This is a genomic window from Prochlorococcus marinus str. SB (assembly GCF_000760115.1).
In the GTDB taxonomy this organism is placed as follows: Bacteria; Cyanobacteriota; Cyanobacteriia; order PCC-6307; family Cyanobiaceae; genus Prochlorococcus_A; species Prochlorococcus_A marinus_D.
In genome coordinates, this window is the sequence record NZ_JNAS01000002.1 from 409,113 (window position 1) to 430,661 (window position 21,549).

Sequence of the window (21,549 nt, forward strand, 5' to 3'; positions counted from 1 at the left end):
ATTAGAAATTAACTATGTTATGTATGTCTACTAAAGTACGAAAAGCTTAAAATGAAATCCATTGACGAACACATCCTAAAAGATCAATCGGAAATCGAATCTGCAAAAGCAGAGGGCAATCTTCCAAAGGTCAGACATTTAACTGAAGAGCTAAAAGAACTCGAAGAATATAAGGATCATCATCCAGAAGATAAACATGACCCTAATGCTTTGGAATTATTTTGCGACGCCAACCCAGATGAACCAGAATGTCTTGTCTATGATGATTAAGTTTCAAAATTATTAGATAATTCATAAAAAAAAGGGCTTTTATGAGCCCTTTTTTTAGTTCTTGAATTCTTTTAATAATCCATATTAAAATCTGATGGGCTACCTGTCAGAGAACATACCACCGACTCTTCATTTTTCATTTCCTTAACTTCTACAATAGGTCTTCCCATTTTCTTAAGAACCTCAATATCTTGAATGGTTTGGCATCTAGCTATTATTTTTCCTTGTTTATCAAAACAACTGTAGAAATTCATATTATGTTTAAAGAATTATCCTATTTATGGCTAATTTTCATTATTAAATCAAGTGTATTTATTTACAAAAAAATTTTTAATTTAAGTTAAATCCTTTTCCAAACTTCAGAAAGCAGTGAGGATAAACCTTTTTTTAAAGATGAAGAAATAACTAAAACTTTCTTTTTTGATAAATCTTCTAACTTTTTTGTAATTATTTTCAAATAATCATCATCTACCAGCTCCATTTTATTTATCACTATTATCCTCTCTTTATCTAAAAGACCTTTCCCATATTTGTTTAATTCCTGCTCAATAATCTCAAAATCATGTAAAGGATTTTCTGCAATTGCATCAATTAAGTGAACAAGTATCTTCGTTCTTTGGATATGCCTTAAAAAATCATGCCCTAAACCTACTCCATCAGCTGCACCTGATATTAACCCAGGAATATCCGCAAAAAGACAACCATTCCCATCAATTTTTCTTACTACACCTAAGTTAGGTATAAGAGTCGTGAAAGGATAATTTGCGATTTTTGGACGGGCAGATGATACAACGGAAATCAAAGTACTTTTCCCTGCATTTGGAAGGCCTATAATCCCAACCTCTGCAAGAAGTTTTAGTTCTAATTGAACCTCCCATATTTCACCATCTTTTCCTTCAGTGAATGATTCTGGAGCTCTATTTTGATTACTTAAATAGTAAGCATTACCATGTCCACCTCTTCCTCCAATGGCAATAGTTAAGCTCTGTTTATCTTTAGTTAAGTCTCCTAAAATAATGCCGGTTTTAATATCCCTTATTTCTGTACCGCAGGGAACTTTAAGGATTCGATCCTCACCTGAAGCACCTGATCTCTTATTAGGACCTCCTTTGCATCCATCTTCAGCAATTATTTCCCGTTTGAATTTGAAATCTAATAATGTTTGAAGATTATTATCAGCCATCAAAATAACTGAACCCCCTCTGCCACCATTTCCCCCAGATGGTCCTCCTGCAGGAACGAATTTTTCTCTTCTAAATGAAACTATTCCATTCCCGCCTTTTCCAGCTTTAAGAATAATGTTTGCTTGATCAATAAATTGCACTTAATACGCTTATTAAATGGTTTTCTAGGTTTTTTAAAATTTTATTTTATCCACGCAATACTGCAACCAGGTCCACCCTCTTCGTTGGCTGCATCTTCAATCTTATCAACATAATTTAAACCTGATAACCAATTTCTTAGTCCTTTTTTTAATTTCCCTGTACCAATTCCATGGACAATCCATAGCGGTCCATGAAATTTTCTAATTTTCTCCTCAATAATTATTTCGGCTTCATGAACTCTTAGCCCTCTTACATCAATTGTATTTTTACTCGTTCTAATTTCAGAAAAAGAAAAATCTTCTCTTGTAGAGTTGATCTCAATCTTTGACATTTTGAAATTAGGCTTTTCACCATTAATACCTTCAAAGTCATTTACAGATAATGTGCTTCTGAATGCACCACATTTAACTTCGTAAAAACCACCTTTTTTATCTAAATCTACAATTTTTCCTGTACTATTTAGACTTTTAATTTTTACAAAATCGCCTACCTGAGGATTCCATGATATTGACTTTTCAAATTTTTTTGGGGTTAAATGTTCCGTCTCAATTTCCTTTAATCTTTTTCCAATAATTCTCGTATCCTCTCCATTAACATTTTTATCTCTTAATTTTTTAATCAAATCTATCACCTCTTTTTTAGCGGATACAATATGTTTTGATAATTTAGACCTTTCAATTTCTTGAATTTTTTCAGCATTTATTTTTTGATATTCATAATTTTTCTTCAGTTCATCATGTAATATTTCAGTCCTTGCAATCAGTTCTGCAGCCTCTTCTGCAGAATTTTGTTGCTTAATCCTCTCTTCCTCAAGTCCTTTAATAATACTGTTAATATTATCAACCTCTTTTGGCTTTAGATAATTTGCAGCTTCATTAAGTATGCTTTCATCGAGACCAATTCTCTTTGAAATTGACAAAGCATTACTTCTCCCAGGAATACCCCAGTTGAGTATATACTTTGGCTTCAAAGAATCCTCATCAAAGGCAACTGATACGTTTTCAAATCTTGAGTCATTATATTTTAAAGCCTTAATATCTCCATAATGTGTAGTTGCTAAAGTAATATCAGATTTATTTGCAAATTCTTTTAATAAAGCCATCGCAAGAGCACTTCCTTCAAGAGGATCCGTGCCAGATCCAATCTCATCTAACAAAACAACAGATAATCCTTTCTTATTATCAAGTGAATCCAATATCTCTTTTATGCGGGATATATGACCACTGAAAGTAGATAAATTTTCTTCTAATGATTGATTATCTCCTATATCCACATATATATTTGGACAAAAAGGGATAATGGGGTTATTCGTTGAGGGTATCAATAATCCTGCTCTAGCCATAAGTAAAGACAAACCCAAACCTTTTAAAGCTGCCGTTTTACCTCCAGTATTTGGACCTGTAATAGCTACAACCCTAATATTTCTATTTATATGAAAATCGACAGCCACTGGGGGAGGGGCTCCTTTTTTCTTGTGTTCCCAAATCAATAATGGATGAGAAAAACCAATTAAAGAAATAATAGGATTTTTATCAAAGGTAGGAGTTTTACCTCCAATCCATTTCGAATATCTTGAACGAGTTACAGCATTTTCTAATCTCAATAAAATTGATGCCATTTCAATAAGACTTTCTGAATTATCACTAACAACTTGGGACCATTTCTTTAGTAATTTAAATTCTTCTGCTGTGATCCTAGCCTCTAAAGAAGCAATCTTATTACCTTTAATAACTACATTTTCAGGCTCAAAATATATTGTATTGCCTGAGGATGAAGAGTCATGAATTATGCCTTTAAATTTATCTACATAATTAACTTTGACTGCTAAAACAGGCCTACCATATCGATCTCCAATAGTAGTATCTTGCAAATAAGCTAAATTCTTTTGAATAAATTTTTCAACTAATATTTTTCTTTCAAGTTTCTTAGATAATAATTCTTTTCTAAGAATAGATAGTTCATTACTCGCATTGTCTGAAATCCTTCCATTAGATTCAATACCTTTTTTAAAAATTGTTTCGATATTCTGATGGTCAATTAAATTTTTTGTAAATGATGAAATATAAGGCCTTTCTTCAAAATCGAATAAGATTTTTTTTAAATTGCTTGCAGCAGAAATTGTTTTCGCTATTTCTAACAATTCAGAAGATGAAATTACACCTCCCTTGGAACAAATTTCAATATTTCTACTAATATCAAAAACACCAGAAAAACTAATTGATTTATCTAAATTATTTTCTAGCTCATTTATTTCAACAGTTTCATTCAACAGTCTTTTAGAGTCTTCGTATTCTGAGGGAATACCAATACTTAAAATTGCTCGTTTACCCATTTCCGTTGAGGCGAATGAAGATAAATGCGTTTTTAATGAATCCCACTCTAAAAGACTTATAGATTCTTCTTCTAATGTTTTACCTGAATATGATTTTTTAGAGTAATTTTTCTCTGGCATACAAAAAAAGAATCAAACATTCGATTGAATCCCTTCAGGAGGAACATAAAGCATCTCGAGCCAGTTTCCTTCAGTATCCTTCATATAAAAAGATGCTGTTCCATCTCTATGTTCATGTAAAGGACCAACTTTTAAACCAGAATTCTTTAAATCATTTTGAATATTTTCAACTTCTTTTTTATTTTCAAAATGAAATGCAAAGTGTGGTCCTGCAGCTTTGTAGCTAGGGCCCAACAACGCAAGTCCATCTTTCCCTTTACCTGCTTCTAAATAAGACCAATCTTTATCATCCCAAACTAAATTCATACCAAGCTTAATATAAAAAGACTTGGCCCTTTCGAGATTCTCTACTCTAAGTGCGATGTGACCAATCCTATTTACTTCTTGTGATAACTTCAAAACAAAATATTTAATTATTAATCTAAGAATAAACCAAATTTTTGTTAATAATGAGTTTTTAATTATCCTGCAACCATTGAGATGCATCACAAGCATGATAAGTGAGTATCAGTTTTGCTCCTGCTCTTTTGAAACTAAGCAACGTTTCTAAAACAATATCTTTTTCATTAATCCAGTTTTTCATAGCAGCAGACTTTACCATGGAGTACTCCCCACTAACGTTGTATGCAGCTATGGGCTTATTTGAAAATGTACTTAGTTTATAAACAATATCCAAATATGAAATTCCTGGTTTTACCATCAAAATATCAGCTCCTTCATACTGATCCAATGCAGATTCAATTAAAGCCTCTTTTGAATTGGCAGGGTCCATTTGATATGTAGACTTATTGTCTGGAATTATCTTCTTACTATTTTCTCTAGGAGCCGAATCTAAAGCAGTTCTAAATGGACCATAATAAGCAGATGAATATTTAGCTGTATAACTAATAATTCCTACATCACTAAATCCTTGACTATCAAGAGCAGTCCTAATTGCTCCAACTCTCCCATCCATCATGTCACTAGGGCCAATAAAATCAGCTCCGGCTCTTGCTTGTGTTAAAGCTTGTTTTTTTAAAATTTCGATTGTTTCGTCGTTCAATATCTTTCCAGTTTCATCAACTAATCCGTCATGACCATCACAAGAATATGGGTCCAAGGCAACATCAGTCATTATTGCCATTTCAGGAATCTCTTTTTTTAATATTCGAATAGCTTTAGGTATTAAACCGTCTTCATTAAAACATTCTGCTCCATCTTCAGTCTTTAAGCTATCATTGATTTTGGGGAAAAGAACCACACACCTTATTCCCAATTCCCATGCCCTAGTAACCTCTTTTATTAAGCCATTAATATCCCATCTATAAGTTCCGGGCATTGCTGAAATTTCCTCTTTACCGTCTTTTTCATGAATAAATAATGGATATATAAAGTCGGATGCCTTTAGATGGTTTTCTCTAACCATATCTCTAATTGCCTCAGTTCTTCTTAATCTTCTAGGACGCATAATAGAATTCATTTGAATATTATTTAAATTGAAAATATTTATCTAATACATTAATCCCTTGCATCTCATATAAATTAATCAGACACTACTTTTGTTCAGGAAAATTAACTAAAATTTATTTAATAAGAGCAAAAAAAGTTACAAAAATATTTTGCACAAACTTCATTTTTCACAAATTTACGTCATAAAGAGATAATATCTTTTAGTTAAGTATTTATTTTAAGGAGAGTATCTTTGAAAATAATTAATGGATTTCATCTAAAGAATGTAAGAGGAGATATTCTTGGAGGGATCACAGCCGCTGTGGTGGCTCTGCCCCTCGCTCTTGCTTTTGGTAATGCTGCGTTAGGACCTGGCGGGGCAATTTATGGACTATATGGGGCAGTAGTAGTTGGTTTTTTAGCAGCATTATTCGGCGGAACGCCTGCTCAAGTTAGTGGGCCTACCGGTCCAATGAGTGTAACTGTTGCTGGAGTAGTAGCAGGCTTAGCAGCAGTGGGGGTTCCAAGAGATCTTTCTGCAGGACAAATTTTACCTTTAGTGATGGCAGCAGTAGTAATTGGTGGCTTACTGCAAATATTATTTGGGATTCTCAAACTAGGTAAATACATTACTTTAGTTCCATATTCTGTTGTGTCAGGATTCATGTCTGGTATTGGAGTCATAATAATTGCACTTCAGATTGGGCCATTACTAGGAATTAGTACTAGAGGTGGAGTAGTTGAATCTTTATCCACTGTATTTTCAAATTTCCAGCCAAACGGTGCTGCTATTGGAGTAGCAATAATGACACTGGGTATAGTATTTCTAACACCTAGAAAAATAAGTCAATGGGTTCCTTCTCCTCTCTTAGCCCTATTGATAGTAACTCCAATTTCAATATTAATTTTTGGAGATGGTGCTATTGATAGAATTGGAGAAATTCCAAGGGGAGTTCCATCTTTAAATTTCCCAAGTTTTAATCAATATTTTCCAATCATTTTTAAGGCAGGATTAGTCCTCGCAGTACTTGGCGCAATTGACTCCTTACTAACATCTCTAGTAGCAGACAATATATCTCAAACAAAACATAATTCTGATAGAGAACTTATTGGTCAAGGAATAGGGAATGCTGTTGCCGGTCTGTTTTCAGGCTTACCTGGAGCCGGAGCAACAATGAGAACAGTTATTAATGTTAAATCTGGAGGATCCACTCCCATTTCTGGTATGGTACACTCAGTTGTCTTGTTGATAGTTTTAGTTGGCGCAGGTCCTTTAGCTGAGCAAATACCAACTGCCTTACTAGCAGGAATCCTTATAAAAGTTGGTCTAGATATTATTGATTGGGGGTTCTTGAGGAGGGCTCACAAATTATCTTTAAAAACTTCAGTTGTTATGTACGGCGTACTCCTAATGACTGTTTTTTGGGATTTAATTTGGGCAGTTTTAGTAGGCGTATTCATAGCAAATATGCTCACTATTGATTCAATAACCGAAACTCAACTAGAAGGTATGGATGAGGATAATCCTTTATCAGAAGATGATCAAGGGAAAAATGCATTGCCTGCTGATGAAAAAGCTCTTCTAGATAGATGTTCAGGCGAGGTAATGCTGTTTAGACTTAAAGGACCACTTAGTTTTGGAGCAGCTAAAGGCATATCTGAAAGAATGATGCTTGTAAGAAACTACAAAGTTTTGATATTAGATATCACTGATGTACCGCGACTTGGAGTTACTGCGACTCTGGCAATAGAAGATATGATGCAAGAAGCAAAAAATAATTCCAGAAAAGCATTTGTTGCTGGTGCTAATGAAAAAGTAAAAGATAGATTAGCTAAGTTTGGAGTTGAAGGCATTATTGAAACAAGAAAAGAAGCTTTAGAAACTGCTCTAAATGAAATAGCTTAGTAATTTATGGAAATAAATCCAATTCTGCAAAATGTATTAGCCCCGCCAGTTCTTTTCTTTTTGATTGGAGCAATTTCAGTACTATTTAAATCTGATTTAGAAATACCCGCTCCATTACCTAAACTCTTCTCCCTTTATTTGCTACTAGCTATTGGGTTTAAAGGAGGTATAGAGATACAGAAAAGTGGTTTTACAGATCAAGTATTGCCTACTTTAAGTGCTGCAATACTGATGTCACTTGTAATCCCGCTTATTGGTTTTTTAATTTTAAGATTCAAGTTTGATGTGTTTAATTCAGCCGCAATAGCAGCAGCATACGGTTCAATTAGTGCTGTTACATTTATTTCCGCAGAAAGTTTTTTGGAAAGTCAAAAAATAGCCTTTGATGGGTTTATGGTTGGCGCCTTAGCTTTAATGGAATCTCCTGCAATCATTGTTGGATTATTACTTGTGAAATTTGCAGCTCCCAAAAATAGACCAAAATCAAGAAAAATGCATCTTAGCGCAATATTACACGAATCACTTTTGAATGGATCAGTTTATTTATTGCTCTCAAGCTTAATTGTAGGATTTCTCACTGCTTCCAGTAATCCTTCAGGGATTGCAAAAATGGAGCCTTTTACTGGACAATTATTCTATGGAGCAGAATGCTTCTTCTTGTTAGATATGGGAATAGTCGCTGCTCAAAGATTGCCGAGACTAAAGAATGCAGGTTCGTTCTTGATTGGATTTGCCATTTTTATGCCTTTGTTTAACTCATTTATTGGTGTTTTCGTTGCAAGATTTTTATCTTTAGGACATGGCAACGCACTTTTATTTGTGGTTTTATGTGCAAGCGCCTCTTATTTAGCAGTTCCTGCAGCGATGAGGATGACAGTTCCAGAAGCTAAATCTAGTTATTATATTTCAACTACACTAGGTCTAACTTTCCCATTCAATATAGTTCTTGGCATTCCCATATATATGAGTTTAGTAAATAACATTATCCCATTGTCCCCCTTATAAAAATGAAAAGATTAGACTTGATATTTAGTGAAAGAGAACTAGATGCAATCATTAAAACATTAGAAAAAGCTAATGTTCCCGGATATACAGTTATGAAACACGCCACAGGCAGAGGGCCTGAAAGAGTTGTTACTGAAGATATGGAATTTACAGGATTAGGAGCCAATGCTCATGTAATTGTTTTTTGTGAGCAAGAATTAATAGATAAAATGAGAGATAACATCAGGGACGATTTAAGCTACTACGGAGGAGTTGCTTATATTTCTGAAGCAACACCCCTTTAAATTAAGAAGCAATATTTATTTTTAAGAATGAATCCAATCTACTCTTATATTTTTTCGACTATTTAAGTATCTATCAATTGACATCGCAGCAATACATCCATCAGAAGCCGCAACTACGGCTTGTTTAAATGGTGTATTTCTTATATCTCCAATAGCCCATACTCCATCAGAGTTTGTAGACATAAAGTCATCAACAATAACTCCTCCGTCTTCTTTTAAAGCAATTTGATCCCCTAAAAAATCAGTAATAGGCTTTGAACCACTCATGTAGACAAACACTCCATCTAAATTTAAATTGATAGGATTTTCTTCTTGTTTATTTTTAACAACAACCCCATTCACACCCATATCATCTCCCAATATTTCCAACAATCTTGTTCTACTCCAATGTTTTATATTTGAATTATCCATCAATTCCATAGCCTCTTCATTATCTGATTTAGGATCACTTGATGTAATCCAATGCACAGTTGATGCAAATTTAGTTAGAACAGTTGCCTCTTCAATTGCCTCCTTGTTCACTCCAACAACAGCAACTTCTCTATTTTTATAAAAAGCCCCATCACATGTAGCACAATAACTTACTCCTTTACCAAGAAAATCCGCTTCGCCCTTAAATGATGCAGGCCTGCCCATGGCTCCACTTGCAAGTACAAGTGCTTTAGCTTTAAAAGTGCCTTCGGGCGTATAAACCATTTTCCATTCTCCACTAGCATCTATTCCAAACACTTGCGCTCTTCTATAGTCTGTGCCGTATTGCACAGCCTGTTCTCTCATTAGGGTAAGTAATTTTTCTCCACTTATATCAACAGGAACACCTGGATAATTAGCTATTTGATGAGTAATTGCTAAGGCGCCAACAGATGGATTTTTATCTAAAATTACAGTCTTTAAGTTTGAACGAGATGTATAAAGTGCGCAAGTACATCCAGCCGGGCCTCCTCCGATAATAACTACATCTGACTCAATGATTTCCAATTTTAAAAAACTCCTTTTTTAGTAGTTAATTAGATGAGTTCTTGGTTAGAAGATATTTTCAAAGTAAATACCTGAACCTTTATATAGATATAAGTTAAAAGAAAAAAAAGAAAAAAGCTTAATATAGAAACAAACTTACATAGGAAAAACATAAAAAATTAATTATCAAAATGATCAATTACGTGAAATGTTCTGTATTGATCTATTATTAGGTCATATCGAAAAATCAATTGCCGTTGAAACATTATATTTTACATGACCAACTCTGATTACCTTTTAAAAGCTGCTATTAAGAAAGTAACCGAAAAATTAAACGAAATATTAGTTGAAAAAATTGAAGAAGCAACAAATATTGCTCAGGATGCTCCAGAAATTCTCAAAAAAGAATTTGATAGTTTAAAAGAATCCATAATCGAAGAAGCATCAAGACTGGAAAAAGCCGAAAATATTCAAGAAAATGAGATTACAAATACTTACCAAGATTCCAAAATAAAAAAAGCTTTAAATGAAATTGAAAATATCAATAAGCAAATTGATCTCCTTAATAAAAATATAAATAATCAAATTAAATGAGTTACAACATTCTTCATTATCGTTTAAAAAAATTGAAGAGGGCCTTTCTTATTTGGAAAACTCTGATTTCGCTTTTAATAAATTTATGGATAGATAATATTAGATTTACAATTTTCCAAACTAAGAAGAATAAAAAAAGTAGGGTCCAAATTAAAAGAGCTAGGTGGTTTACTAATCAATTAATAAAACTTGGATCAGCATTTATTAAAATTGGACAATTATTATCAGCGAGACCTGATTTAATTCCTAATACCTGGATACAGGAATTGTCTAAATTGCAAGATCAAGTTCCTAATTTTTCATTTGCGCAAGTTGAAGAAACTATAAAAGTAGAACTAGGATCTAAGTTTAATGAAATAGATCAAATAATATCTGATCCGGTTGGATCAGCATCACTAGCTCAGGTCCATAAGGCGACTTTAAAAAATGGTAAGAAAGTAGTATTTAAAGTTCAAAGACCTAATTTAAAAGAATTGTTTATTATAGATTTGGGCATAATGCAGCAAATAGCGGGCTTATTGCAGAAAAATAAGAATTGGAGTCGAGGTAGAAACTGGGTTGAGATTGCTAAAGAGTGTAGGAAAGTTCTCATGAAGGAGCTTGATTTTAATTGTGAAGCACAATATGCCGCAAGATTTAGACAGCAATTTCTTGATGATGAAAATATTGAAGTTCCTGAAGTAATTTGGGATTTAAGCAGTGAAAAAGTCCTTTGTTTAAGTTATCTAGAAGGAACAAAAATAAGCGATTTAGAAAAATTACAATCACAAGAAATTGATCTACCTAAAATTGCAGAAATAGGCGCCATCAGTTATTTAAAACAATTAGTAAATTACGGTTTTTTTCATGCAGACCCTCATCCAGGGAATCTAGCAGTTTCAAATGAAGGTAAATTGATTTTTTATGATTTTGGAATGATGGGCAATATCTCAAATAATCTTCAAACAAGATTAGGAGGGATGGTTAAGGCTGCTGCTTTAAGAGACGCCTCATCACTTGTCAGTCAATTACAACAAGCTGGGCTAATTTCAAAAGATATTGATGTAGGACCAGTCAGAAGATTAGTCAGATTGATGCTTAAAGAAGCCTTAACTCCACCATTTAGTCCAAATATTATTGAAAAATTATCTGGAGATTTATACGAACTTGTTTATGAAACACCATTTCAACTACCAGTAGATTTAATTTTTGTGATGAGAGCTTTATCAACTTTTGAAGGAGTTGGTAGAATGCTTGACCCAGGGTTTAACCTTGTATCAGTTACCAAGCCTTATTTAATAGAACTTATGACTTCAAATAATCAAACTCCAAACGATTTAATTAACCAATTTGGAAGGCAAGTAGGTGAACTAGGATCGAAAGCTGTTGGTATTCCCAAAAGAATAGATGAAAGTTTAGAAAGATTAGAGCAGGGCGATTTACAATTACAAATAAGAATGGGAGAGTCTGACAGGCAATTCAAAAAAATGTTTACTGCTCAAAAAACTTTAGGCCATTCAATTCTTATAGGAAGCTTATCAATTGCTTCTGCTTTACTAGTAACCAATAAACAAAATAATTTTGCATTGTTGCCTCTTTTTTTTGCACTACCAATAAGTGTTGATTGGATAAAATGCCAATTAAGTATGAGAAAAGGCTCACGTTTAGAAAAACTTAAGCGCTAAAAAACTATATATTTTTGGGACCTAAACCTAAAGCTCCTGCGAATCTTGCTTGATTTCCCAATTCCTCCTCAATTTTTAAAAGCCTATTGTATTTTGCAATCCTTTCACTTCTACTCAAAGAACCGGTCTTGATCTGACCCGATCGTGTTGCGACAGATAAATCAGCAATTGTGGTATCTTCAGTCTCACCACTTCTATGACTAATAACACTTGTGAAACCGGACATTTTAGCTAACTCAATAGCTTCCAAAGTTTCAGTTAATGTTCCAATTTGATTTACCTTTATTAGGATTGAATTGGCAGATTTTTCTATAATCCCTTTCCTTAACCTTTCTGTATTAGTAACGAATAAATCATCACCTACAAGCTGAACTTTATTTCCTAATTCTTTGTTTAATTCTGACCAACCCTCCCAATCATCCTCTGCTAAACCATCTTCTATCGAAACTATTGGATAATTTGAAACTAATCTTGAAAGATATGAAATCATTTCAGAACTATTTAAACTTTTCCCTTCATATTTATAAATACCATCACTATAAAATTCAGTACTAGCAGCATCTAAAGCTAAAGATACCTGCTCACCAGGCTTAAATCCGGCTTTTTGAATTGCTTCTAATAATAAGTCCCCTGCCTCTTCACTTGATGACAGATTAGGTGCAAATCCACCCTCATCGCCTACAGCAGTAGATAGACCTTTTTGATCAAGTAATGATTTTAATGAGTGAAAAATTTCAGTACCCATTCTTAATGATTCACTGAAATTATTAACTCCATGTGGGACAAGCATAAATTCCTGAAAATCAAGACTATTTGGCGCATGAGCACCGCCATTTATTACATTCATCAGTGGCACTGGAAGGAGATTGGATAATGGATCTCCAAGATACCTATATAGTGGAACGTCTAAAGCATTTGCTGATGCTCTGGCAGTTGCAAGACTTACTGCAAGGATTGAATTTGCTCCAAGGTTAGATTTATTAGGAGTTCCATCAATTTCAATCATTAATTTATCTACTGCAGTTTGATCTAAAGCCGTCAAACCACATAAAGCCGGGGATATTGTTTCATGAATTTTATTAACAGCATTTAAAACACCCTTCCCCATGTATTTTGTACCACCATCTCTTAATTCATGTGCTTCATGAGCACCAGTACTAGCTCCGCTGGGAACAATTGCTCTACCACTTGCACCACATTCCAAAAATACTTCTGCCTCTACAGTTGGATTACCTCTTGAATCAAGGACTTGCCTTGCTTCAATAGTATCAATAAGAAAATCAATAGTTTCTTTCACAATTTAATTATTACTATTTAAATCCTATTAATAGCTGAACTATTTGGCTAATATCTGAAATAAATATGTTAACCAATCATAATTATTTAATTTCACAACCACTTAAATATTTAGTTATCGATTTTATTAATTCCAAAGTCCCATCAACCCCTCTCATAGTGATATTTTTGAAATTCATCTTATAATTTAAAAATTAATGAATGATTATTAATGCATATACTATTTAGAATATTAATTATTAATCAACTATAGTTTTTATAGTTTATGAGAGAAACACTTACATCCAGTCCTGAACTATTTAGCGATATCAGTTGGAATCTTCTTTTATTAGGGGAAGAAACAGCAAAAAAATGGGATCATAGCGAATTTAATATTGAACACATAATTCATACATTGTTCTCATCAAGTGAATTCTTTGCTTTCATTGAAAAATTATCAATCGACCAAGATACAGTTTTAGATATAACAGAAGATTTTTTAGAAGAGACTCCAACAAATGAGTCAGATATTTTTACTATCGGAGAAGATTTAGAGATTTTATTAGATAATGCAAATCAGATCAAAATCCAATGGGGATCGAGATTCATAGAAATCCCTCATTTACTAATTGCTCTTGGAAGAGATTTAAGAATTGGAAATTATGTTTTTCAGGAAGGTAACCTTTCGATGGAAAAATTAGAAGAGGAATTAAAGTTTTTCCCAAATATTAATCAATCAAAAGATTCTTTTAATTATGAGAACATACTGGAAATAAATAATCAATCTAATTTTGAATCAAATAAAGAGACTTTAGTTAAAGAAGAAAAATTTAAAGAAGCTATCGTTCCATTACCCAAAAGTAAACTTCAAATTGAAACCAAAAAACAAGTTGGGAAAGATGAAAATGCTCTTTCAATTTATGGAAAAGATTTAACAGAATCAGCTAAAAAAGGCTTACTGGATCCTGTTTTAGGGAGAGAAAATGAGATAAATAATTTAATGAGGGTACTCTGCAGAAGAAACAAAAATAATCCTATACTTATCGGTAATCCTGGAGTTGGTAAAACCTCAATTGCAAAATTACTTGCGCAATTAATTGTGGACAAAAAAGTTCCTGATTCTTTAAAAGACTTTAAAATTATTTCGCTTGACATAGGTGCTTTAGTTTCTGGGACAAAATTTAGAGGCCAACTAGAAGAAAGGCTAAGCTTAATAATGCAGGAACTAAACAATCCAAGCCAAGGAATGATTCTATTTATTGATGAAATTCATTCAATATTGAGTTCTGACAGATCTTCTACCGATATAAGCAATATCTTAAAACCTTTACTGGCTGAAGGAGAACTTAGATGTATCGGTACAACAACACCTGAGAAATTTCGTGAAACTATTGAAAAAGATCAAGCATTAAATAATTGTTTTCAAAAGATAGCTGTTAATGAACCTTCAGTAGAATTAAGCGCAAAAATACTGCAAGGTATCAAAAAGAAATATGAATCACATCATGGCATAAAAATTTCTGAAGAAGCTGTAAACTATTCTGCAAAATTGGCCGACAGATACATCAGCGATAAATGTCTTCCTGATAAAGCAATAGATTTAATTGATGAAGCAGCTGCAGAGTTAAAAATCGAGTCTAATAAAAAGCCTCAAATAATTCTTCAACAAGAAAACAAACTTCATACCATTAATGAAAAATTGAATAATTTGCAAGAAGAAAATATCGAAGCTAAAGAAAAACTGTTGAATATGAGGCAACAATCAGAGGCAAGATTGAACGTTCTTTTGGACAATTGGTACAATTTGCGTGAAGAAATGAAGCAATTATCTATTTTAATGAAAGAAGAAGATAAGCTAACAAAAAAAATTAAAGATAAATCAAATCGCGAAATTGAAAATGATCTTGATTATTTAGAAAAGCTTGAAGAAGAGTTAAATGAAATAGAGAATGAAATACAAAAAGTTGAAGAGAACTTTAATAAAATAAAGAAAAATAGAAATTTCCCTTTTAAATATCAAGTTGAACCTGATGATATTGCTGATGTTGTCTCAAAAATTACAGGTATTCCAATTTCTAAAGTAGTTTCAAATGAACGTAAGAAATTAGTCAATCTAGAAACAGAACTAAGTGAAAAAGTTATTGGACAAGAAAAAGCTATAGAAGCTGTGTCTGCTGCAATTAGAAGAGCTCGCGTCGGCATGAAAAGTCCTAAAAGACCTATCGGATCTTTTTTATTTATGGGTCCTACAGGTGTCGGCAAAACAGAATTAGCAAAATCTCTTGCAACAGCTTTATTTGATGAAGAAGACGCACTTTTAAGATTAGACATGAGTGAATATATGGAGAAAAATGCCGTAGCAAGACTTTTGGGAGCTCCGCCAGGTTATGTTGGTTATGAAGAGGGAGGTCAATTAACTGAAGCTGTAAGACGTAAACCCTATTCAGTAATTCTTCTTGATGAAATAGAAAAAGCACATTCAGAAGTTTTTAATATTCTTTTACAAGTCTTAGATGAAGGAAGATTAACAGACTCTCAAGGAAGGACTGTTGACTTCAAAAATACAGTAATCATCATGACAAGCAACCTAGCTGGTAAATCTATACTGGAGTATTCACAAAAGATTTCTAAAAGTGAGGGAAAGTTAGAAAATAACCAACAAACCTTAGATGATTCCATTAGTAATACATTGTCTTCAATATTTAGACCTGAATTTTTAAATAGAATTGACGAAGTAGTAAGGTTTAATCCATTATCTATTGATGAACTTCAAAAAATAATAATTTTGCAAACAGAAGATTTAAAAAACCTACTACTTGAACAGAACATAAATATCGCCATAGACAAAAAAGTTATTAATAAAATTGCAAACGATTCTTACGAACCTGAATATGGTGCTAGGCCACTTAGCAGGGAACTTAGAAGACAAATAGAAAATCCCTTGGCTGCAAAACTTTTAGAGGATAACTTCAAAAACAAAAAAAATATAATAATTAAACTTAACCCTGCTAAAAAAGATGAGATCGTTTTCAAACCTAGCTGAGGAGAGAATCAATAAGCTAAAATAGAAATTAAAGCGTAAAGCTCAATTTCAAAAAAAATTTTGTGACAAGTCCTACTACTAATAAAGACCTTCTTAAAAAGGATTCTCCTGAAGTTGAAGAGCCTAAAAAAAAGAATAATTTTTTTAGATCTACATACGATGAGCTTAAACTTGTCGTGTGGCCTAACAAACAACAACTTTTTAGCGAATCAGTAGCAGTTATAATTATGGTATCCTTTTCTGCTGCAGCAATTGCTTCTGTTAGCAGATTCTATGGATGGGCAGCCTCGCAAATTTTTGGTTGAATTATCTCCCGAATATCCATTAATAAAGATCTTATTTAAGCTTCCAGAAAAATGAGTAATGAATTAAATACAAACCTTGCTTCTTCAAAAGCAAATACAAGCATCGCAAGATGGTATGCCATTCAAGTAGCATCAAGCTGTGAAAAAAAAGTAAAAGCGACTCTTGAGCAGAGATCAGTGACTTTAGGTGTTAATAATAGAATCATTGAAATTGAAATTCCCCAAACTCCAGGAATTAAATTAAAAAAAGATGGAAGCAGACAAACTACTGAAGAAAAAGTTTTCCCTGGTTATGTCCTCGTAAGAATGATTTTGGATGAAGATACAATGATGGCTGTTAAAAGTACACCAAATGTAATTAACTTTGTCGGTGCTGAAGACGGGAGAGGCAGCGGAAGATCACGAGGTCATATCAAACCTCGACCATTATCAAGACAAGAAGTTAATAGAATCTTTAAGCGCGCATCAGAGAAAAAAGCTGTAATCAAGTTAGATATTGAAGAAAAAGATAGAATAATTGTAACTAGTGGTCCATTCAAGGATTTCCAGGGGGAAGTTATAGAAGTTTCCGGCGAAAGAAATAAATTAAAAGCATTACTTTCAATATTTGGGCGCGAGACTCCTGTAGAATTAGAATTCTCCCAAATCAATAAACAAAATTAATTTCTAATTGTTCTTGTTTATCGAGTAAAATAATGATTTTCTACTTCAGCTTAAATTATCTAATCTAATGGCAAAAAAAATTGTTGCAGTTATCAAGCTTGCTCTACAAGCAGGCAAAGCAAATCCTGCTCCTCCTGTAGGGCCCGCTTTAGGACAACATGGTGTCAATATCATGGCATTTTGCAAAGAATACAATGCAAGGACACAAGATAAAGCAGGTTTTGTAATTCCAGTCGAGATTTCTGTTTTTGAAGATAGAAGCTTTACTTTTATCACAAAAACACCTCCTGCTTCCGTCTTAATAACAAAAGCAGCTGGTATAGAGAAAGGATCAGGTGAATCCGCAAAAGGCTCTGTTGGGAATATAAGTAAATCTCAATTAGAAGAAATAGCCAAAACTAAGCTTCCTGATCTAAACTGTTCTAGTGTTGAATCGGCAATGAAAGTAATTGAGGGTACTGCTCGTAATATGGGCGTCTCTATCACTGATTGAGTTCAATACACAATTTCTCACTATTTAGGGGAGGTTAGTTAATAACCGTTTGCACCCAATATTATTATGAAAAAACTATCTAAAAGAATGGCGGCTCTATCAACAAAGATAGAAGATCGCATTTACGCACCACTTGAAGCTCTTAGTATTATCAAGGAAAATGCTAATGCAAAATTTGATGAAACTATTGAAGCACATATACGTCTAGGTATTGATCCAAAATATACTGATCAACAATTAAGGACCACTGTTGCATTACCACATGGTACTGGCCAAAGCATCAAAATTGCAGTAATTACAAGCGGTGAAAATGTATCGAAAGCTAAGGCTGCTGGTGCAGATTTATTTGGCGAAGAAGATCTTGTAGAAAGCATCAATAAAGGAAATATGGAGTTTGATCTACTTATTGCAACTCCAGATATGATGCCAAAGGTTGCAAAATTAGGAAGAGTTTTAGGACCTAGAGGTTTAATGCCTAATCCTAAAGCTGGGACAGTAACTAATGACATTGCTAATGCAATAAAAGAATTCAAAGCCGGTAAACTCGAATTTAGAGCAGATAAGGCTGGAATCGTTCATGTCCGCTTTGGAAAAGCAAGTTTCACAAAAGAGGCCCTATTTGACAACTTAAAAACCTTACAAGAATCAATTGATAAAAATAAACCAAGTGGAGCTAAAGGAAAGTATTGGAAAACTTTTTATGTAACTTCAACAATGGGGCCTTCAGTTCAATTAGACATAAATGCTGTACAAGATTACCAACCTGAAGGTTAACGCTTTGTAGTATAATTTAAATTGCAATAATACGGCCAAAGAAAGTAGGTTGATTTAGTTATTCTAAATTTTTAATTCCTACCGAGGACTCGTCTTAAATTATTTCTTTTTGGATCTAATAAAAGCGGCCTCTTAAAAAGAACTTTGCCGCATTTCCTGCTCTCCCTAAATTACGATCCAAAAAACATCAATGGGCCGAACACTAGAGAATAAGCAAAAAATCGTTACTGAGATTAAATCTCTTTTAGACGACTCGGAAATGGCTGTGGTTCTTGACTATAAAGGTTTAACTATCAAAGAGATGTCAGATTTGCGATCTAGATTGCAAACAACCAACGGTATCTGCAAAGTTACTAAAAATTCATTAATGCGCAAAGCTATTGATGGAGATAGTAATTGGAACGATCTTGAATCTTTACTGACCGGAACGAATGCTTTTGTGTTAATTAAAGAAGATGTTGGTGGTGCTGTAAAAGCTATCCAATCTTTTCAAAAAGACACCAAAAAATCCGAGACCAAAGGAGCTTTATTTGAAGGCAGACTTCTTAGCGATTCTGAAATAAAAGAAATTGCAAGTCTTCCATCTAAAGAAGTATTGATAGCAAAAATTGCTGGCGCTCTAAATGGCGTAGCAACAAAAATTGCGATCTCTATCAATGAAGTGCCTTCTGGACTTGCTAGATCACTTAAACAACATTCTGAAAAATCAGAATCTTAAATCAAAACCCTAATTAACTTTTAAGAAAATGTCCGCAAAAACTGAAGAAATTCTTGAATCATTAAAATCTTTATCACTTTTAGAAGCATCTGAGCTTGTAAAGCAAATTGAAGAGGCTTTTGGTGTATCTGCTGCAGCTTCTGCAGGTGTAGTAATGGCAGCTCCTGGAGCAGCTGGCGGTGACTCAGATGGTGGCGCTGCTGAAGAAAAAACTGAATTTGATGTAGTTCTCGAAGGCTTTGATGCAGCTGCAAAAATCAAAGTACTTAAGGTTGTAAGAAATGCAACTGGTCTAGGTCTTGGCGATGCAAAAGCACTTGTTGAATCTGCACCAAAAACAGTAAAAGAAGGAATTGCCAAAGCAGATGCTGAATCTTTAAAGAAAGAGATTGAAGAAGCTGGCGGTAAAGTTACACTTAAGTAAGAGTACATTTTTTCAAGCCGATAACCTTAATATCGGCTTCAAAAATTATGAATAGTGATAGTATTGCGATTGAAGCCGCAACAGATGGAGCCTGCAGTGGTAATCCAGGCCCAGGTGGATGGGGTGGTTTAATAATTTTTGAGGATAACAGCGAATTAGAAATAGGTGGTTCCGAGCAAAATACTACTAATAATAGAATGGAACTCACTGCGGCTATAAAAACTCTTGAGAAATTAAAAACCTACAAATTAAAAGAGAACTTTAAACTAAGAACTGATAGTAAATATGTCATAGAGGGTTATACAAAATGGATTATTAATTGGAAGAAAAATGGATGGAAAACAAGTTCAGGAAAACCAGTTCAAAATCTTGATCTATGGCAAAAAATTGATCAATTAAGAATTAATGGCCTAATAATGGAATATGTTAAAGGTCATAGCGGGGATAAACAAAATGATAGGGTTGATAAAATTGCAACTAATTACAGCAAAGGTATATCTATAGAAAGTAACTTAAAAAAAGTAGAATCCTCAGTTGATTTTTTTGAAAAAAATGCACCTGCAGAAATTCAGGAATTATTTTCCCGCAATGAATTAATTCAAAAATTTGCAGAAAAAAAGTACCTGTTAAGTTCACCTGAACTAGAAACATTATTAGGTGATGAAAACCACTTAAAGATAAAACAATATTCACTTTTTGAATGGCGTAATTGGAGATTGATTCCTAAAGATAAAAAATATTGGATAATAGAAAAAAAGAAGCTTAATTTTTTATGAGTGAACAGAAGGGGGGATTTAACAATCTTTATAAAAACTTTATTACCCCTGTATTAAAAAAAGACTCTGGAATTGATGCAGAATACTTAACAAATTTATCTCTTAGTCTCCTATCATTCAGTTCAAGAAAATATAATTGGCCTATAGTATCTTCTATCTTAAAAAATCTAAATGAAGAATTTTCTGTAGTTGATAAAAGGTTAACTCAGAAAATATGTGGAATAAATTTTTGTAATCCAGTTGGTTTAGCTGCGGGTTTTGACAAAAATGGAAATGCCGCAAATATATGGAAAGATTTTGGTTTTGGATTTGCTGAGCTTGGTACAGTAACTAAATTTGCTCAGAATGGAAATCCCAAACCAAGGTTATTTAGATTGGCAGAAGAAGAAGCAGCATTAAATAGAATGGGTTTCAATAATAATGGCGCTGAAAATCTAGTTAAAAACTTTGTCGAGCAAGGTATTGAGTTTAAAAAAAACAGGGAGAATATTTGTTTAGGGATAAATTTCGGGAAGTCAAAAATTACAGGTTTATCACAAGCAAAAGATGATTATTTAACTTCTCTAAAATTATTAATTCCATATTGTGATTACGCAGCAATAAACGTTAGTTCTCCAAATACTGAAGGACTAAGAAAATTACAAGATCCAATTCTTCTAAAAGAACTTCTTAGAGAAATTAAAAACTTACCTAATTGTCCACCATTATTTGTAAAAATTGCGCCAGATTTAGGCCTTAAAGATATTGAAGATATTTGTCAATTAATAATCGAAGAAAACATCGATGGAATAATTGCTACAAACACCAGCATTGATAGATTAGGTCTTGAAAATAGAAAGATCAGGCAAACTGGATTATTACTCTCTCAAGAGAATGGAGGATTAAGTGGAAGGCCTCTCCAAAAAAAAGCAAATCAAATAATAAAACATATACATAATATTGATAAAAAGATTATTTTAATTGGCGTTGGTGGAATAGATAGTCCTGAGTCAGCTTGGGAAAGAATTTGTTCTGGAGCATCATTAATTCAACTTTATACAGGATGGATATATAAGGGTCCACAATTAGTACCAGATATACTTGAAGGAATTATAAAGCAACTCAACAACCATCAATTATCTAGTATAAAAGATGCAATTGGATCAGAGTTAAAATGGGTTGAATAAGATTAGAGAATGAATAATGAACCTCAT

The 21,549-nt window shown here is 33.2% G+C and carries 22 protein-coding genes; 15 read left to right on the forward strand and 7 right to left on the reverse strand.

Going from position 1 to position 21,549, the window contains the following annotated elements; all coding sequences use genetic code 11:
- Positions 1–51 precede the first annotated feature (51 nt).
- Positions 52–270 carry a CP12 domain-containing protein gene (locus tag EV02_RS04040; protein WP_032519675.1) on the forward strand — a complete coding sequence of 73 codons (219 nt, stop codon included), beginning with the start codon at positions 52–54 and terminating at the stop codon, positions 268–270.
- A gap of 71 nt (positions 271–341) precedes the next feature.
- Here the strand turns inward: EV02_RS04040 and EV02_RS04035 are convergent, their stop codons facing one another.
- The 5 genes from EV02_RS04035 to hemB all read right to left on the reverse strand — a co-directional run bounded on the left by EV02_RS04035 (position 342) and on the right by hemB (position 5,506).
- Positions 342–524, reverse strand: coding sequence for a hypothetical protein (locus tag EV02_RS04035; RefSeq protein WP_011862263.1), 183 nt, complete (start codon positions 522–524; stop codon positions 342–344).
- Positions 525–610: 86 nt separating this feature from the next.
- Positions 611–1,594 carry a GTPase ObgE gene (gene obgE, locus EV02_RS04030; RefSeq protein WP_032519676.1) on the reverse strand — a complete coding sequence of 328 codons (984 nt, stop codon included), beginning with the start codon at positions 1,592–1,594 and terminating at the stop codon, positions 611–613.
- A 41-nt stretch (positions 1,595–1,635) separates the two neighbouring features.
- On the reverse strand, positions 1,636–4,047 hold the full coding sequence (locus EV02_RS04025) for an endonuclease MutS2 (RefSeq protein WP_032519677.1): 2,412 nt from the start codon (positions 4,045–4,047) through the stop codon (positions 1,636–1,638).
- A gap of 12 nt (positions 4,048–4,059) precedes the next feature.
- A complete protein-coding gene (locus EV02_RS04020; RefSeq protein WP_032520470.1) occupies positions 4,060–4,446 on the reverse strand; it encodes a VOC family protein in 387 nt (128 codons plus the stop codon).
- A gap of 58 nt (positions 4,447–4,504) precedes the next feature.
- Entirely contained in the window at positions 4,505–5,506 is a 1,002-nt protein-coding gene (gene hemB, locus EV02_RS04015; RefSeq protein WP_032519678.1) for a porphobilinogen synthase, read from the reverse strand.
- Positions 5,507–5,728: 222 nt separating this feature from the next.
- Between hemB and EV02_RS04010 the strand changes: the two genes are divergently transcribed.
- Genes EV02_RS04010 through EV02_RS04000 form a run of 3 tightly spaced genes read left to right on the forward strand, consistent with a single transcriptional unit; the run spans position 5,729 to position 8,670 of the window.
- Positions 5,729–7,381 carry a SulP family inorganic anion transporter gene (locus EV02_RS04010; RefSeq protein ID WP_032519679.1) on the forward strand — a complete coding sequence of 551 codons (1,653 nt, stop codon included), beginning with the start codon at positions 5,729–5,731 and terminating at the stop codon, positions 7,379–7,381.
- A 6-nt stretch (positions 7,382–7,387) separates the two neighbouring features.
- On the forward strand, positions 7,388–8,386 hold the full coding sequence (locus tag EV02_RS04005) for a sodium-dependent bicarbonate transport family permease (protein WP_032519680.1): 999 nt from the start codon (positions 7,388–7,390) through the stop codon (positions 8,384–8,386).
- A 2-nt stretch (positions 8,387–8,388) separates the two neighbouring features.
- Complete coding sequence (locus EV02_RS04000) at positions 8,389–8,670, forward strand: P-II family nitrogen regulator (protein WP_002805886.1); 282 nt, start codon at positions 8,389–8,391, stop codon at positions 8,668–8,670.
- Between the two features lie 21 nt (positions 8,671–8,691).
- Here the strand turns inward: EV02_RS04000 and EV02_RS03995 are convergent, their stop codons facing one another.
- Positions 8,692–9,648, reverse strand: a complete 957-nt coding sequence (locus tag EV02_RS03995) for an NAD(P)/FAD-dependent oxidoreductase (protein WP_025913212.1) — start codon at positions 9,646–9,648, stop codon at positions 8,692–8,694.
- A 255-nt stretch (positions 9,649–9,903) separates the two neighbouring features.
- Between EV02_RS03995 and EV02_RS03990 the strand changes: the two genes are divergently transcribed.
- Positions 9,904–10,221: a hypothetical protein gene (locus EV02_RS03990; RefSeq protein ID WP_032519681.1), complete on the forward strand. Its 318-nt coding sequence runs from the start codon at positions 9,904–9,906 to the stop codon at positions 10,219–10,221.
- Positions 10,218–11,885, forward strand: coding sequence for an ABC1 kinase family protein (locus tag EV02_RS03985; protein WP_032519682.1), 1,668 nt, complete (start codon positions 10,218–10,220; stop codon positions 11,883–11,885). The genes EV02_RS03990 and EV02_RS03985 overlap by 4 nt, the downstream gene beginning before the upstream one ends.
- A gap of 4 nt (positions 11,886–11,889) precedes the next feature.
- On the opposite strand, the gene eno is transcribed toward EV02_RS03985, so the two are convergent.
- Positions 11,890–13,182, reverse strand: a complete 1,293-nt coding sequence (gene eno, locus EV02_RS03980; protein ID WP_032519683.1) for a phosphopyruvate hydratase — start codon at positions 13,180–13,182, stop codon at positions 11,890–11,892.
- 264 nt (positions 13,183–13,446) lie between these two features.
- Between eno and EV02_RS03975 the strand changes: the two genes are divergently transcribed.
- The 9 genes from EV02_RS03975 to EV02_RS03935 all read left to right on the forward strand — a co-directional run bounded on the left by EV02_RS03975 (position 13,447) and on the right by EV02_RS03935 (position 21,522).
- Entirely contained in the window at positions 13,447–16,203 is a 2,757-nt protein-coding gene (locus EV02_RS03975) for an ATP-dependent Clp protease ATP-binding subunit (protein ID WP_032519684.1), read from the forward strand.
- Between the two features lie 62 nt (positions 16,204–16,265).
- A complete protein-coding gene (secE, locus tag EV02_RS03970) occupies positions 16,266–16,508 on the forward strand; it encodes a preprotein translocase subunit SecE (RefSeq protein ID WP_032519685.1) in 243 nt (80 codons plus the stop codon).
- 51 nt (positions 16,509–16,559) lie between these two features.
- The gene (gene nusG / locus EV02_RS03965; RefSeq protein WP_032519686.1) at positions 16,560–17,171 is read left to right on the forward strand and encodes a transcription termination/antitermination protein NusG; all 612 of its coding nucleotides are present in this window, start codon (positions 16,560–16,562) and stop codon (positions 17,169–17,171) included.
- A 67-nt stretch (positions 17,172–17,238) separates the two neighbouring features.
- Complete coding sequence (gene rplK, locus EV02_RS03960) at positions 17,239–17,664, forward strand: 50S ribosomal protein L11 (protein WP_025925886.1); 426 nt, start codon at positions 17,239–17,241, stop codon at positions 17,662–17,664.
- 66 nt (positions 17,665–17,730) lie between these two features.
- Positions 17,731–18,438, forward strand: a complete 708-nt coding sequence (gene rplA, locus EV02_RS03955; protein WP_029968747.1) for a 50S ribosomal protein L1 — start codon at positions 17,731–17,733, stop codon at positions 18,436–18,438.
- A 190-nt stretch (positions 18,439–18,628) separates the two neighbouring features.
- Entirely contained in the window at positions 18,629–19,156 is a 528-nt protein-coding gene (gene rplJ, locus EV02_RS03950) for a 50S ribosomal protein L10 (protein WP_032519687.1), read from the forward strand.
- A 28-nt stretch (positions 19,157–19,184) separates the two neighbouring features.
- Positions 19,185–19,580 carry a 50S ribosomal protein L7/L12 gene (gene rplL / locus EV02_RS03945; protein ID WP_032519688.1) on the forward strand — a complete coding sequence of 132 codons (396 nt, stop codon included), beginning with the start codon at positions 19,185–19,187 and terminating at the stop codon, positions 19,578–19,580.
- Positions 19,581–19,627: 47 nt separating this feature from the next.
- Positions 19,628–20,356, forward strand: coding sequence for a ribonuclease HI (gene rnhA / locus EV02_RS03940; RefSeq protein WP_032519690.1), 729 nt, complete (start codon positions 19,628–19,630; stop codon positions 20,354–20,356).
- Positions 20,353–21,522 (forward strand): quinone-dependent dihydroorotate dehydrogenase, encoded by a 1,170-nt coding sequence (locus tag EV02_RS03935; protein ID WP_032519691.1) that lies wholly within the window; start codon positions 20,353–20,355, stop codon positions 21,520–21,522. Before rnhA ends, EV02_RS03935 begins: the two co-directional genes overlap by 4 nt.
- Positions 21,523–21,549: the final 27 nt, after the last annotated feature.

Coding starts and splice junctions, on each gene's coding strand:
- hemB (WP_032519678.1), bottom strand. CDS start 5,506: ATGAATTCTATTATGCGTCCTAGAAGATTAAGAAGAACTGAGGCAATT.
- rplK (WP_025925886.1), top strand. CDS start 17,239: ATGGCAAAAAAAATTGTTGCAGTTATCAAGCTTGCTCTACAAGCAGGC.
- EV02_RS04025 (WP_032519677.1), bottom strand. CDS start 4,047: ATGCCAGAGAAAAATTACTCTAAAAAATCATATTCAGGTAAAACATTA.
- EV02_RS04005 (WP_032519680.1), top strand. CDS start 7,388: ATGGAAATAAATCCAATTCTGCAAAATGTATTAGCCCCGCCAGTTCTT.
- EV02_RS03935 (WP_032519691.1), top strand. CDS start 20,353: ATGAGTGAACAGAAGGGGGGATTTAACAATCTTTATAAAAACTTTATT.
- EV02_RS04040 (WP_032519675.1), top strand. CDS start 52: ATGAAATCCATTGACGAACACATCCTAAAAGATCAATCGGAAATCGAA.
- rplA (WP_029968747.1), top strand. CDS start 17,731: ATGAAAAAACTATCTAAAAGAATGGCGGCTCTATCAACAAAGATAGAA.
- rplJ (WP_032519687.1), top strand. CDS start 18,629: ATGGGCCGAACACTAGAGAATAAGCAAAAAATCGTTACTGAGATTAAA.
- EV02_RS04000 (WP_002805886.1), top strand. CDS start 8,389: ATGAAAAGATTAGACTTGATATTTAGTGAAAGAGAACTAGATGCAATC.
- nusG (WP_032519686.1), top strand. CDS start 16,560: ATGAGTAATGAATTAAATACAAACCTTGCTTCTTCAAAAGCAAATACA.
- EV02_RS03990 (WP_032519681.1), top strand. CDS start 9,904: ATGACCAACTCTGATTACCTTTTAAAAGCTGCTATTAAGAAAGTAACC.
- EV02_RS04035 (WP_011862263.1), bottom strand. CDS start 524: ATGAATTTCTACAGTTGTTTTGATAAACAAGGAAAAATAATAGCTAGA.
- rplL (WP_032519688.1), top strand. CDS start 19,185: ATGTCCGCAAAAACTGAAGAAATTCTTGAATCATTAAAATCTTTATCA.
- rnhA (WP_032519690.1), top strand. CDS start 19,628: ATGAATAGTGATAGTATTGCGATTGAAGCCGCAACAGATGGAGCCTGC.
- EV02_RS03975 (WP_032519684.1), top strand. CDS start 13,447: ATGAGAGAAACACTTACATCCAGTCCTGAACTATTTAGCGATATCAGT.
- EV02_RS03985 (WP_032519682.1), top strand. CDS start 10,218: ATGAGTTACAACATTCTTCATTATCGTTTAAAAAAATTGAAGAGGGCC.